The organism is Metabacillus flavus, from assembly GCF_018283675.1.
GTDB lineage: Bacteria > Bacillota > Bacilli > Bacillales > Bacillaceae > Metabacillus_B > Metabacillus_B flavus.
In genome coordinates this window covers 3,168,968-3,182,132 of sequence record NZ_JAGVRK010000001.1, presented here as the reverse complement: position 1 = coordinate 3,182,132, position 13,165 = coordinate 3,168,968, and the positions used below count along the sequence as shown (strand labels likewise).

The window sequence follows — 13,165 nt, the reverse complement described above, 5'->3', positions numbered from 1 at the left end:
ATCATAACAAATTATGATTTTTTTGCATAACGCTAAGTTTTGGTGGGATGCTGAGCAGCAAGGAGTGATCTTCATGATGAAATTCAAAGCATTGGCTGGATTGTTAATTTTTGCAGTTTTGTGTACTCTCATTTGGTTCGTACAGCTAAAGACAAATGAATATTATGGAAGTCCATTTGTTGCTTCTTCAAAACAGCAAATCAGCGAACTTGAAATGAACAGACCGAATGATGTTTGGCATGTTCGCGAACCGATGCAAGTTGAATCCTTTAATCCCAGAGAGTACGTTAAAGTCATTCCACGTCCATAACGGTGATCCTAAAAAGAGTCTTTACAAATATTTCCCTCCTAAGCATAATGAAAAAGAATGCTTCTTGAAGGGACGACTTTATGAGAAATACTTATTTCACCAGCTATTTTCCATTAATCTCACTATTGCTCTTTAGTACTTCCTTATCTATTTCCACTGTTATGTACGTATCTGAAGTGCTGAAAAAAATCGGCATCTACAACAGTATGCTTGATTTCTTCTCAGAAAGTGAAATGAAAATTGCTTTTTTTGCTTTATTTGCTCTTCTTTATTTTATGATTTTTTCCGCTCTCAAACTGATTGCAAATACAGTAACCGAGCTCTCCTTTCTTTTTTTCTCACAGGATGCGGAAGGGGTCACATTGAATAAAATAAGAACGGGATCGGCCTTCTATCTTGCTGGAGGGGCTATATCGCTCTTTCTCGTTCAATTCAGCTGGATAATCGGAGGGGTTTTTCTTTTATCGACCCTTTGCTATTTCGTATTTATCATCTATCAGGCAAGCTCTATGGTAACATCCTGGTCTCTCATTGGAATGGTTTTGTTTAATATTCTGTTCTGGTTTGTATTTACCCTTGGACTGTTTTATTTATTCCTGCGCCTCTATAATGGACTGATTAATAGCTTGCCGATTTGAAAAAGGCTGTCGATCCTCTGTTGGATATGACAGCCTTTTCATATTTTTGAGCTAAGTTAAACTTGGTTGTTGATTTCCGCTGCGGAAGGTGAGCGTCCTCTGTGCCTTGCGCCTGCGGTGTCTCGCGCCTTCCGCTAGCTGAGGACTCCGGCTGCGTACGTTAATTGGCCGCAGCCTGCTCAGCACTCTCCGCCGTAGGGACTCAATCATGAAGAAGTCTCTTGCCCTCTGCTTTAATCAGAGACTATTCTAAAAATCGTTTTCTAACGGAGGAGTCGGGAAGCATGCAGCTGTCCTTTTTGCCAAACCATTTGTACCTGTTTCGCGCAATGAAGGAATATACCGCATCTCTTATGGGTCTTGGAATGATGAGCATAATACGCAGCATATTCATGGGAAACGGGAGAAAGCTTGCGGTTTTAAGGGCCGCTTCTGATTTTACATACACGTTCTCATCAAAGGCGAGGACAAAAGAATCAAAATTTTCGTGGTCTAGCTGATGTTTTTTAAGCAGCGCCTGTCCGTTTTCGGATTGGAGCGAAGCAAACCTGAAAACTGCTTCTTTATCCCGCTTAATGACAAACTTCACAACACCCTCGCATAAATTGCAGACTCCGTCAAAAAGAATGATAGGGGAGTGCATTTTATCTTTCTTCTGCAACTTGGTCACCGCCCATGATCATTTTCCAATACTTAAGGAGACTGCCGTTTTTGTAAATGGATTCGATCGATCCGTTATTGTCTTTCCCGAACCAGACAGCAGCTGTATAGCGATCAGTTAACCCCGAGAACCATAAATCATTGTAGTCATTGGTTGTTCCAGTTTTCCCGCCTATATAATTTGTTTCAAAGGACGCTATTTTCCCGGTTCCCTTTTTTACGACGGCTCCAAGCAAGTCCCGCATAACTGTATTCGTTTCCTTGCTCCACACCTGCTTAGGTGATTCCTTCCATTCAAAGAGCACCGATCCATCCATCGAAAGAATTCTTTTTATGGCTCTTCCGGATTGATACTGTCCTCCATTGCCGAATGCTGTATAGGCATTTGCAAGTTCAAGAGGAGAGAAACCTATTTCAACTCCTCCAAGAGCGGCTGCATAATTATCAGCTGGAATGCTGCCGCTGAAGTTAAAAGGCTTAAGATACGCAGCTGCCTTCTCTATTCCAACCTCTTTCAGCATTCTTACGGCAGGGGTATTATAGGATTGGCTAAAGGCCTTTTCAAGAGTAACCATGCCATACTCTTTTTTACTGTAGTTTTCAGGACAGAATGTTTTAATGCATAACCGATCTGCATTAATAAGACTGAACTTGCCAGCCTTTGATTTTTCGATATAGGGAACATAGTCAAGAAGCGGCTTAATAGCGGATCCAGGCTGCCTTCTTGCCTGAAAGGCTCTATTAAATTCATGCTTCTTATAGCGGTTTCCACCGCTCATTGCAACAATTTGATGATTATTGTGATCAATGATGACCGCAGCTGATTGATGGCTGTCATCTGAATATTTTTCATTTGCTTTATAAATTCTTTCCTGGAGAAAGGGATTTAAATACGTTTCAATCACGATGCCGGATTTGATTAGATCGGAGGCAGCCCTGCTTATCTGCTCAGGATCTGCAAGGCTATCCTTGGTGGCCACTGCTTGTTTTAGTTCTTCCATTACATAATCCGTATAATCAGGATACAGTTCTTCCTTCTTTTTAATGGCTAATTTAATGGGCTGGTCTTTCTCATTTTTCAGCTGATCCGAATTCAGCATTCCCGTTTCAGCAAGAAGCTGCAAAAGCCTTTCCTGCCTCTTTTTAGTCCTTTCAGGATATTTCAAAGGGTTATAGTAGGAAGGGTTATTCGGAATGGAGGCTAAATAGGCCATTTCCGCGGTCGTCAATGCTTTCAGCGATTTGCTGAAATAATAGTCTGCCGCCGCCCCCACCCCATATACCCTGTTTTGGAAGTAGATTGTATTTAAATAGCTTTCCAGGATCTTTTCTTTTGACCATTTCCGCTCCAGCTGGACCGAAATCAGCAGTTCGCTTAGCTTCCGGTTATAGGTTCGCTCATGGTTTAAATACAGATTTCTGGCAAGCTGCTGGGTAATTGTGCTGCCGCCCTGGTCAAGAGACTTATTTTTAGCGTTTACGAGCATCGCTCTTGCCGTCCCTTCAAAATCAAGACCGGCATGCTCATAAAAGCGCTTATCCTCTGATTGCAGAAAAAGCTCTTTCATTTGAGGGGGAATATCGGCGTCCCGGACGAAAATCCGATTCTGTCCTTCAGTGGTCAACTCGGATATTACCGCTCCTTCAGAGTCCTTGATATAACTGTTCATAAATGCAGAAGTTTCTTTAAGCGGAACCCGTTCATCAAGGGCCTCGGGGACGGACTTCAGACTTTCAACAGCCTGTCCGGAGCTTAACAGGAGGGATAAAGATAAAGGGATAAGAAGCAGGATGAAGCCCCATCCGAACCATTTTCTCAACACTTTCACATTCTTTCACTTAGGATCCATTCGTTTTTTTATTCATTTAAGAGGTGTAAAACCCCCGCCATTGGCTTTTTATAGGGAGCGACTCAGAAGCCGCCGCTCTGATGTAATCCTAGCATTGATTTCCAAATCTGAGAAGAATTTTTTTGCGCACAGAGACAAGGGAAACGTGCAGGAAAAATGTGTGCTTTTCCGATTAAAATTTTTCTAAAAATACAGTTAAATTAAGGAGGGCGGTGATATAATGGTAATAAAATGCAGGAAAGAAAGGAGGAAGAGCATGGACGGGTCGAAACCTCTGCTGTTTATTGATTTCGAATTCAGCATGCCTGACGGAAATTCGGGCTATAAAGGCTTTTATGCTGAAATCATTGAAGCTGGTCTCGTCTTTTCTAAAAACGGAAAAATCGAGCAGGAATTTTCATCCTTTGTGACGCCTGTTAAAGGAAAGCGTCTTACAGAACGCTGCAAATCGTTTCTGGGGATCACTCAGGCCCAGGTGGATCAGGGAATTTCATTTTCTAAATTGATTGAAGCTCTTAAGCAGCTGGATTCCCCTAAAAAAGTGGTAACCTGGGGAAACATGGACATGAAGGTTTTGAGAATGAATTGTGAAAAAAATCGCTGCGCCTTTCCATTTGAGAATGATGAATTTATCGATTTGTCTATGGAATATAAGAAATTTTTCGGGGACAGAAATCAGACAGGTTTATGGAAGGCCGTTGAGGAATATGGAAAGAAAGGAACGGGGCAGCATCACCGGGCTCTGGATGATGCATTAACAACCATGAAAATTTATAAGCTGATTGAAAAAGATAAAAAATATCTCGAAAAGCCAAATCCCACAACAATTGGAGACCGGGTTGATTTCACCAAGCTTCTAAGCAAGTTCGCAACATAAAGCCAAATCACTAATCATTGTGATTTGGCTTTGTGTTTAATTAGAGGTTATAATCTTTTTCAAGCTGATCAAGGCAGGCCATTGATCTTTTTGCCCATAAAGAGTCATCATTATTTAGAGAAGACCTCATTTGATCAATTGACTCGCGCAGGGACTTCTTATAATCCGGAATATCCCCGTCCAGCGGTTTTACCATGTTTTTCGGCACATTGGTTTGTTCGTTGAAGCTCAGTGCCCGCCTTTCATGAAAGAGGGGGACCTCCGCCTCCTTAGGCATGTGCAAATCTCCCTGCTGCGGATGCTTTAAAACCGCCTTAACCTGTACAAGAATATGCATAGGACGGATTGCTGTTACAACCCCTGCATACTTCCCTGTTTTGTAAATACCCGTTACATAATCGCCTGGCTGGAATTCCATACAACTCATTCCCCATTCCGCTCATTTTTGTTCATTTTACCACATATAAAGCCGGCCTTAAAAAAGGACTTGGTATAATCCGGCAGAAAGCTGTATAGTGAAGACAAGACTGTACAAGAAAGGTGGATCCGCTTACATGGGTTTTGTCCTATCCTTGTTTTTATATTTTCCTGAAGATAAAACCGAGTATATTCCTGCTGCCTTCCATATGGCCATTTTCCTGCTATTGGCCGTTCTGGCATTCCGCTTTTTCATCAAGCTGTCAAAAAAGGAAGAACGTGAAGTAAATGAGAATTATAAACACCTGAAGGGAAAAGATTTATAGTTTGCGCATGGGCCTTAGCTCTGCGTTTTTTTTACTGTTTACACTAACCTTGCTGCTGTGAACGAGTTTGAAAAGGGGCTTCACCCGCTGACTTGCGGCGGGGTATTAACCTGCTAAATAAAGAGCTCAATCGACTAGATAAAAGGGTAAGGCTAAATAACAGTCTCGACCGGCCAAATTAACGGGAGGAACGGCTAAATAAAGAGGCAGCACGGATGAATAAATCTTGACGGAGATATGTATCCGCACTCTGTAACCTGTATAAATCCCTTATCCTAAGAAAAAACTAGCCTACAAAGGGTTTTACTCCGCTTTTGCGGCTGGTATTACCCGCGCAAGGCTTGAGAGGAAACGGTCAGCAGCTGAATTAGTGAAACTCTTACGCTGTTGGAAGGTTCACTCTACGGATGGAGGTTCGGGTTTTGAGAAAATGGATGGGCATGTCCGCAGCAGCTCTGATATTGGCAGGCGGCTGCAGTCAGGATCAGCTGACCTCAATCGGGGTCGAAATGTTTAATACAGACGGAGATTCACTTGGAACAATCAAGCTGTCTGAACAGCCGGAGGGCGTGAAGTTTGATATCGTACTGGAAGGTCTTCAGCCGGGTGAGCACGGGTTCCATATTCACCAGAAGCCGGATTGCCAGGGCCCTGATTTTATTTCTGCCGGGGAACATTACAATCCTGATAACAAACAGCACGGTCTGCTGAATCCGGAAGGCGCACACCTTGGAGATCTGCCTAATATTGTGGCGGAGAATGATGGGAAAGCACAGGCTGAATTGTTTGGTCCGAAGCTCACTTTAAAAAAGGGTACCAAAAACTCGCTGCTCTTTAAAGAAGGAACGTCGATCATCATTACCGAAACGAAGGATGATGGAATGTCTCAGCCTGCTGGCGAATCCGGTGCCAGAATCGCTTGCGGAAAGATTACAGAAAAGGAAGCCATGCGTAAAGATAAAAAAGAAATCGATATTGAAGCAAAGCCCTGACTGCCATAGTCAGGGCTTATTTTAAGGACTTACAATCAGCCCCCGTGTTTATGGGGCAGGAAGAGGAGGGTCTGTTTGTTTATAAATCGGCAGCGAAACGGTAGCGGATGTTCCTGCACCCGGTTCGCTTTGATAACGCAGCGTTCCTTCATGCTGCTCGACAATGGAAAACGTAACGGTCAGTCCAAGTCCCGTTCCCTTCTCTTTCAGAGTGAAATACGGCTCGCCAATCCTTGCGAGCTGTTCAGCCGTCATTCCGACTCCATTGTCTTTAATTTTGATCCTGATAAAATCATGGGAAGAATAAGCCGTAATTTTAACCTCACCGTCCGATTCAGAGACTGCTTCAACTGCGTTCTTAAGGAGATTTAGAAAAACCTGCTTTAATCTTGATGAATCTCCATGAACGTATAAATCCGGCGCAATGCTGTTTCTGAAATGGACATTTTTTAAATTGGCATAGGAGGTCATAATTTTAACCACTTCCTCCAAAAGAGTGCTCAAAGAAAGCTTGTTTTTCTCAAAGTACTGCTGTTTGGCAAGATTGAGGTAATCCGTTATGATTTCCTGTGCTCTGTCAAGTTCGGATAGAACGAGGGCAATGTACTCCTCATTTTTAGGATCCATGTTTTTGCGGTCAGTACCTATGAGCTGAATAAATCCTCTAACGACTGTCAGCGGATTTCGTACCTCGTGGGCAACGCTCGCTGCAAGCTCGCTGACGATTGAAAGTTTTTCTGATTTAATGAGTCTTGCCCGGAGAAAGGCGCTCTCTTTCGTAGAGTTTATACAATAGATGGTCAGAATGAGCACAATTGTAAATAATAGAAAGGCGAGTAGCATTTCAGGCAGACTTTCAGCTAATGGGTATGGAAACAGTTTGAAAAAAGTAAGAATCGCAATAGTCAGATAGGTTAAGGCTGTTTTTATTCCGCTGAATAGCAATGCGAGCGCAAGCTTTGTATGAATTTTAAAGTCATTCCATTTTGACTGAAGCATGAGAGGAGCAATTAAAAAAAGCGGGGTTATGATAAGGGACATCCAAATGACATCGCCTCCCGAATATAAGCGATAGAGCAAGGCAGTACAGGCAACCGAGATGCCAGTCATAGGTCCTCCGTATAAAGCAGCTGCCAAATAAGGTATGTAATGCAGTCCATAGGGAAGTCCGTCTATCACGTAAATGGGGAAAATCATGCAAAGCACAGCTGAGAGGCTGCAAAGCAAATAAATCAGAAAAAGATTTGGTTTCGGTATAGTGGCTGTGGGTCTGTTGAGCCAGATGGCCTGATAGAGATAGATGGGGAACAGGATAAACGTCACTTGCAAAATTAAATCCTTTAAATTCTCCATTACGGTCTCCTATGTCGTTGATAGTGTTATTATACCATTATTGGAAAATATATGTTGTTTTTATGTGTGCCGAATGTTGAATTTTCAACGTTGTGCCAAGAAAAAAGTTTCTGTTTAAAAGTAGTATAAGTAAACTTTATTTTTTCGAAAATGGTCGGTGTGTGACAGATGTGCCCCGCAGGTTCCATCAGCCAAAAAAAACCGAAGATCACTCGTAAAGCGAGCGTTCTTCGGTTTTTCCATTCTCCCTCAACAGCCCTTCCGCTTTAGGAAGAAAAGGCTGCTTTCACCCTTGAAAGACCATCTTTCAAAGTTTCAAAGGAACAGCCCGCGTTGAGTCTGACAAATCCCTCTCCGCCAGGACCGTATTTTGTTCCTTCCTCCAGAGCCACCTTTCCTTTATGGAGGAGCCGTCTTTTGATTTCTTTGTCATCAAGCCCCAGTTCCCGGCAATCCAGCCATAAGAGATAGGAGGCATCCGGTTTGATTGCAGTCACACCCGGAACTTGACTGTTAAGAAAATCAATAGCATATTCCATATTCCTTTCTATGTAGGCGTTTAGTTCGCCCAGCCAGGCTGCGCCATGGCTGTATGCAGCCTCCATGCCTAAACTTCCCAGTGCATTGAGGGTAAAGAATCCTTGCCGATGAAGCGTTTCATCCATTCTTCTTCTCAGTGAGTCGTTTTCGATAACCATCACAGAGGCTTGAAGGCCGGCAAGATTGAACGTTTTGCTTGGAGCGAAGCAGGTTATGGAATGGTCTGAAAATTCTTTGCTGATGGATGCAAAGGGGACGTGCTTATGACCAAAGAGCATCAGGTCAGAATGGATTTCATCTGAGACCATGAGTACATCATGCTCTGCGCATAATTCGCCTATTTTCATTAATTCGTCAGCGTTCCAGGACCTGCCCCCAGGGTTGTGCGGATTGCATAAAAGCATCATTTTTACTTGGGGATCATCCATTTTTTTGGCCAGATCGTTAAAATCAATTTCATAGCGCCCGTCCTCAAGAATGAGCTGGCTATTAACAATTTCCCGTCCGTTTCGTTTGACCATGTCAAAAAATGGTGTATAAACAGGGGATTGAATCAGTACTTTTTCTCCGGGCTCGGAATAGGCTTGGATTGCAAAACTTAAAGCTGTTACGACTCCCGGGCTGAACAGGATCGCCTCTTTTTTAAACCGCCAGCCATTTCTTTTCTCTGCCCATTCCACAATCGCAGTCTTGGTGCTTTCTCCTATGGAAGAATACCCGAATATTCCATGGTCGATTCTTTTCTTTAACGCTTCTAGAACTTCTGCGGGGGCTTTAAAATCCATATCGGCTACCCACATAGGGAGCACATCAGATGTCCCAAATATTTCTTTTGTTAAGTCCCACTTAACGGAGTTGGTTTTGCGGCGTTCAACAATTTCATCGAATTGCTTCATTTCTTCACCTCTTAAACGGATTTCTTCTTTATATCGTAAATGTGTTAAAATAAATTTGCAAAAATAAGGTACGGGTGATGATGAATATGGAAACACAAGCTGCAAATGAAATCATGATGGAAATACTATATAAATGGGATCCATTTGGATGCGGAGAAGGTTTTTACGAGACCGAAGCCGTTGATGTTGTTCAGGCTGTTCATGAATTGGATCATTCGCCCGAGCTTGCGGAACGGATTCAAACTATTTACGAACATTCCTTCGAAAAATGGATTCCCATGGAGGAATGCTTGCAAATGGCCAGTAAATTATTAACTGTCAAAGAACAGGCAAGCTGCTGAATCAGAAAAAAGCCGGTGCATAACCGGCTTTTTTCTCTTTTTCCTCAGGCATGTGAAAAATTCATGATTCTGTCCATTACATGCATCGGTCTTTCCTCAGGAACAAGATGTCCTGTTTGGGCCAATTCAAACAATGATGCGTTGGGCAAATCCTTACTCATTCTTCTCCCTACTTCTACTGGTACGATTTTATCTTCCTGTCCCCATATTAAAAGGCTCGGCACTTCAATTTTCTTCAAATCATCCTGTGAGAGATCCCCTTCTCTGTCCCGGATCATACGGGTCAGTGCCATGAATATGCTGTCGTCTATAAATGGCTGCATATAACCGTCCATCATTTCCTGATCAATCAAAGAACGGTCATAAACGACATTGCAAAGGTTTTTGAAGACTCCCTGGCTGGAAAGCCAATGCTTAATGCAAAGATAAAAATAGGGAACATAGGACCCGCATATCATGTAGTGCTTCATGCGCTTCATGTAGCCTGAGCTGCAAAGCAAGACGACTTTTTTAAACATTTCCGGTTTTTCCTTTGTCGCATACAATGCCACCTGCCCCCCATGGAATGCCCTACCAGCACTGCATTTTTTACTTCAAGCTTTTCCAGCAGCTCAATGACAACCTTCGCCATATTGGAATAAGAGTGTACAAATCGGATCGATTTTTCTGTTTTTCCAAATGGGGGAAGGTCAATTGCGATAATCCGGAATTCTTCCTGAAGCAACGGAATAAGCCTTCTATAGCTGAACGTTGAAGATAAAAAACCGTGAAGCAAAACCATGGTCGGTTTTCCGGGATGTTTTTCATATAGCTCATAATGAATATTGATGCCCTGCAGGTTCATTGTAGAATGGCAAAAAGTTGGGTTCATAATCAACACTCCAGCAATGATAGTTATTGACAGGTATTCGTAAGAAACGGCAAAACGTGTCGATTTGGGACAAATTTTGACCGATTTTTTATTATTGTGTCCGGGAAATGTTGTCCCACTCATGTAAAAAATACCCCGAATGGCTATTTTGAAAACAGAATTTTCAGTCAACGAAATCATTTTCATGTTATAATGTTCTGAAGATTTTATTACAGGAGGGATTAGCATGAAACTGAATGAAAAAGAAACAGAGGTGCTGGAAATCCTGGAAGAGAACAGCAGGCTGCCAATCGCCTCCATCTCAAAAATGGCCGGGATAACTTCTGAGGAAGCAGAGCAGATTATTCATAAACTGGAACAGGAAAAAGTCATAATTGACTATGCGGCAACGATTGACTGGAGAAAAGTGGAAGGCCATGAAGGTGTAACTGCCATGATTGATGTAAAGGTTGCTCCTAAGCGTGGTGTGGGCTTTGATGAAATTGCAGAACGGGTCTATCGCTTTAAAGAGGTGCAATCCGTTTATCTCATGTCTGGAGCTTATGATTTAAGTGTCGTGATTGAGGGGCGTTCCATGTCTGAAGTGGCAAGATTTGTGTCAGAGAAGCTTTCAACTCTTGATTCCGTTCTTTCGACAACGACTCATTTTATTCTGAAAAAATATAAGCATGATGGCCGTATTTTTGAAACCGGAGAAGAAGATAAACGGATGGTGGTCACTCCGTAATGGATAGTTCCCGTTTTTTATCAACCAGTGTAACCGAACTCAAGCCTTCCGGCATAAGGAAATTTTTTGATCTTGCTGCCAGCATGGATGGCGTCATCTCACTAGGAGTCGGAGAACCGGATTTTGTCACATCATGGAGTGTGCGTGAAGCATGCATTCTTTCTCTGGAAAATGGTCACACGGCATATTCCGCCAATGCCGGTCTTATTGAGCTCAGAGAGGAAATCAGCTTGTATCTTGATCGAAAATTTCATGTGAATTACGAAGCGGAACGTGAAGTTTTAGTAACAGTAGGAGCAAGCCAGGCCTTGGATTTAGCTTTAAGAGCCATAATCAACCCCGGTGATGAGGTGATTATTCCCGAACCATGCTTCGTAGCATATGGGCCTCTTGTGAAGCTGGCAGGCGGAATTCCAGTATATGTATCCTCCAACTCGAACAATGGGTTTAAAACGCTCCCAGGTCAGATAGAAAAAGCAATTACTCAGAATACAAAGGCTGTTTTGATTTGTTCTCCGAGCAATCCAACCGGATCAATGCTCAGCAGAAAAGATTTGGAAAAAATATCAGTCATTATAAAGCAGCATGATCTCCTGGCAATTTCGGATGAGATTTATGCGGAGCTTTCCTATGATGAGGAATTCACGAGTCTCGCATCATTGGAGGGAATGAGAGAGAGAACCATCACAATCTCAGGATTTTCAAAGGGTTTTGCGATGACTGGCTGGAGATTGGGATTTGCTGCTGCTCCAGCACCGTTGCTGCAGGCGATGCTCAAAATCCATCAATATTCAATGATGTGCGCTCCCACGATGTCCCAGCACGCAGCATTGGAAGCATTAAGAAATGGTGAAGAAGATGTGCAGCGGATGAAAACAGATTATCGCAGAAGGCGGAATTATTTTGTCCGTTCATTAAACGAAGCGGGGTTTCCATGCCAGACACCGGGCGGAGCATTTTATGCCTTTCCATCAGTTGAATACACCGGTTTATCATCTGAGGAATTCGCCGAGCAGCTGCTGCTGGAGGAAAAAGTAGCAGTAGTACCCGGAAGTGTTTTTGGCCCTTCAGGAGAGGGATTTGTCAGATGCTCGTACGCTTCATCTCTTGCCCAGCTCGAAGAAGCATTAAAGAGGATGGCTGCCTTTATGAAACGCAGACAGCGTTCTGGAGCCCATTGGAAAACACTTCAGGATTTTTAAGCAAAAAAAAGGACAAAGCGAGTTCGCTTTGTCAGATAATAAAAGGGGGGAATACTAGAAAGCCTTTGATGGTTTTAGTATTCCCCCCTGATTATCTTATTAAACCTTTTTTATTCACCTTTTTTTATATTTTTTTCGAACAGGATTTGCAGGACCTTTAGAAAGTCATCCTCTGATAATTCATTTGTCTTTCTAAGGATAAGCTTTGCTTTTTTAATGCCGGCTTCTTTGATTAGCTGTTCCAATTCGGGATCCAAACCTGATGATGCAGTGATGTGTTTTTCCATAAGCTCGGATGCAGGGATGTCCAGTACAGTCGAAAAATTTAAAATGCTTGATGTATCCGGTATTTGTTCTCCTGACTCATATTTTTCAATAGCGGATACGCCCATTCTCATTTTCAAGGCAAGCTCCTGCTGCGACAGCCTTCTTTGCTCACGATAATGCTTAATGATTTCTCCAATTCTTTTCATGTAAATCCCTCCATTAAACATCTTATCTTCCTATTCTTATCCTACTTTTAAACCCGCTGATCTGCCCTTCTTAAAAATGGATTTTCTGTGAGCAACTTTTGAAACTTTCATTAACAAACCTTCGTTATATGTGCGAAAGGAGAGAGCACCATGCAGGAGGAAGAACTGGTAGCAAAAGCAAAACAAGGCAATACGGCAGCATTTCATCAGCTGGTTGAAAAGTATCGGCCTGCGGGATGTATAGAAATCTTCAATCATCAAAGGATCCAGCCGCTCTGATAGCTGAAACTGGATATAAAGGAAACATGAATACGCAACAAATCACTGTTTTAAGAATTTATCTTTATGCGATGCTTAAAAAAGATTATGAAACGGCATATACGCTTGCTGATACTCAAAAATCAAAATCAGAATTTCTTCAGGAAGCTGAAAAAGCACCGGCTGATTATTTGTCTTTAAATACAAAAGCCAAGTATTTAAAAGTGAAACACTCTGATGGAGAGGAGGGCATTACGGTCCTTGAACTATATTCTTTGGAAGGGATCGAACAAACATTTTATCTGAATACCAGCAGGAGCGGCTTATCTTCGCGAGTACAAATTGACAGACAGTAGTAAAGGGCTGTCTTAAAAGCCCTGCTGAGAGGAAATATCCAAATTGAAAACGCAAGAACACTCGCTGTATGAGTGATC

16 protein-coding genes and 1 pseudogene are annotated in these 13,165 nt (G+C 42.5%); 10 read left to right on the top strand and 7 right to left on the bottom strand.

What is annotated here, in order from left to right:
- Positions 1-73: 73 nt before the first annotated feature.
- Both J9317_RS16335 and J9317_RS16330 read left to right on the top strand, forming a co-directional pair.
- The gene (locus tag J9317_RS16335; protein ID WP_211560375.1) at positions 74-310 is read left to right on the top strand and encodes a hypothetical protein; all 237 of its coding nucleotides are present in this window, start codon (positions 74-76) and stop codon (positions 308-310) included.
- An 80-nt stretch (positions 311-390) separates the two neighbouring features.
- On the top strand, positions 391-948 hold the full coding sequence (locus J9317_RS16330) for a DUF5366 family protein (protein ID WP_211560373.1): 558 nt from the start codon (positions 391-393) through the stop codon (positions 946-948).
- Between the two features lie 244 nt (positions 949-1,192).
- Here J9317_RS16330 and J9317_RS16325 read toward each other — a convergent pair whose 3' ends face one another.
- On the bottom strand, positions 1,193-1,591 hold the full coding sequence (locus J9317_RS16325) for a thiol-disulfide oxidoreductase DCC family protein (protein ID WP_211562450.1): 399 nt from the start codon (positions 1,589-1,591) through the stop codon (positions 1,193-1,195).
- 1 nt (position 1,592) lies between these two features.
- Positions 1,593-3,431 carry a transglycosylase domain-containing protein gene (locus J9317_RS16320; protein WP_347880565.1) on the bottom strand — a complete coding sequence of 613 codons (1,839 nt, stop codon included), beginning with the start codon at positions 3,429-3,431 and terminating at the stop codon, positions 1,593-1,595.
- 283 nt (positions 3,432-3,714) lie between these two features.
- Between J9317_RS16320 and kapD the strand changes: the two genes are divergently transcribed.
- Entirely contained in the window at positions 3,715-4,335 is a 621-nt protein-coding gene (kapD, locus tag J9317_RS16315) for a 3'-5' exonuclease KapD (RefSeq protein ID WP_211560369.1), read from the top strand.
- A gap of 40 nt (positions 4,336-4,375) precedes the next feature.
- Here the strand turns inward: kapD and kapB are convergent, their stop codons facing one another.
- Entirely contained in the window at positions 4,376-4,753 is a 378-nt protein-coding gene (kapB, locus tag J9317_RS16310; RefSeq protein WP_211560367.1) for a kinase-associated lipoprotein KapB, read from the bottom strand.
- Positions 4,754-4,889: 136 nt separating this feature from the next.
- Between kapB and J9317_RS16305 the strand changes: the two genes are divergently transcribed.
- Together J9317_RS16305 and J9317_RS16300 are read left to right on the top strand one after the other, a co-directional pair.
- The gene (locus J9317_RS16305) at positions 4,890-5,078 is read left to right on the top strand and encodes a hypothetical protein (RefSeq protein WP_211560365.1); all 189 of its coding nucleotides are present in this window, start codon (positions 4,890-4,892) and stop codon (positions 5,076-5,078) included.
- 440 nt (positions 5,079-5,518) lie between these two features.
- Positions 5,519-6,070: a superoxide dismutase family protein gene (locus J9317_RS16300; RefSeq protein ID WP_211562448.1), complete on the top strand. Its 552-nt coding sequence runs from the start codon at positions 5,519-5,521 to the stop codon at positions 6,068-6,070.
- Positions 6,071-6,118: 48 nt separating this feature from the next.
- Here J9317_RS16300 and J9317_RS16295 read toward each other — a convergent pair whose 3' ends face one another.
- Together J9317_RS16295 and J9317_RS16290 are read right to left on the bottom strand one after the other, a co-directional pair.
- Entirely contained in the window at positions 6,119-7,423 is a 1,305-nt protein-coding gene (locus tag J9317_RS16295; protein WP_211560363.1) for an ATP-binding protein, read from the bottom strand.
- Between the two features lie 266 nt (positions 7,424-7,689).
- Positions 7,690-8,859 carry a MalY/PatB family protein gene (locus J9317_RS16290; RefSeq protein WP_211560356.1) on the bottom strand — a complete coding sequence of 390 codons (1,170 nt, stop codon included), beginning with the start codon at positions 8,857-8,859 and terminating at the stop codon, positions 7,690-7,692.
- Between the two features lie 86 nt (positions 8,860-8,945).
- Here J9317_RS16290 and J9317_RS16285 point away from each other — a divergent pair, with 86 nt between their 5' ends.
- On the top strand, positions 8,946-9,200 hold the full coding sequence (locus J9317_RS16285; RefSeq protein ID WP_431190691.1) for a DUF1871 family protein: 255 nt from the start codon (positions 8,946-8,948) through the stop codon (positions 9,198-9,200).
- A gap of 44 nt (positions 9,201-9,244) precedes the next feature.
- Here J9317_RS16285 and J9317_RS16280 read toward each other — a convergent pair.
- A pseudogene (locus tag J9317_RS16280) lies at positions 9,245-10,071 on the bottom strand (alpha/beta fold hydrolase).
- Between the two features lie 226 nt (positions 10,072-10,297).
- Here J9317_RS16280 and J9317_RS16275 point away from each other — a divergent pair.
- Both J9317_RS16275 and J9317_RS16270 read left to right on the top strand, forming a co-directional pair.
- Complete coding sequence (locus tag J9317_RS16275) at positions 10,298-10,798, top strand: Lrp/AsnC family transcriptional regulator (protein ID WP_211560351.1); 501 nt, start codon at positions 10,298-10,300, stop codon at positions 10,796-10,798.
- Positions 10,798-12,000, top strand: a complete 1,203-nt coding sequence (locus J9317_RS16270) for an aminotransferase (RefSeq protein ID WP_211560349.1) — start codon at positions 10,798-10,800, stop codon at positions 11,998-12,000. Before J9317_RS16275 ends, J9317_RS16270 begins: the two co-directional genes overlap by 1 nt.
- 110 nt (positions 12,001-12,110) lie before the next feature.
- Here the strand turns inward: J9317_RS16270 and J9317_RS16265 are convergent, their stop codons facing one another.
- Complete coding sequence (locus J9317_RS16265; RefSeq protein WP_211560347.1) at positions 12,111-12,473, bottom strand: helix-turn-helix domain-containing protein; 363 nt, start codon at positions 12,471-12,473, stop codon at positions 12,111-12,113.
- A gap of 150 nt (positions 12,474-12,623) precedes the next feature.
- On the opposite strand from J9317_RS16265, the gene J9317_RS20860 reads away from it, so the two are divergent.
- Positions 12,624-12,752: a hypothetical protein gene (locus J9317_RS20860; RefSeq protein WP_284143282.1), complete on the top strand. Its 129-nt coding sequence runs from the start codon at positions 12,624-12,626 to the stop codon at positions 12,750-12,752.
- 26 nt (positions 12,753-12,778) lie between these two features.
- Positions 12,779-13,087 carry a hypothetical protein gene (locus J9317_RS16260; RefSeq protein WP_211560345.1) on the top strand — a complete coding sequence of 103 codons (309 nt, stop codon included), beginning with the start codon at positions 12,779-12,781 and terminating at the stop codon, positions 13,085-13,087.
- The last annotated feature ends 78 nt before the right edge of the window (positions 13,088-13,165 follow it).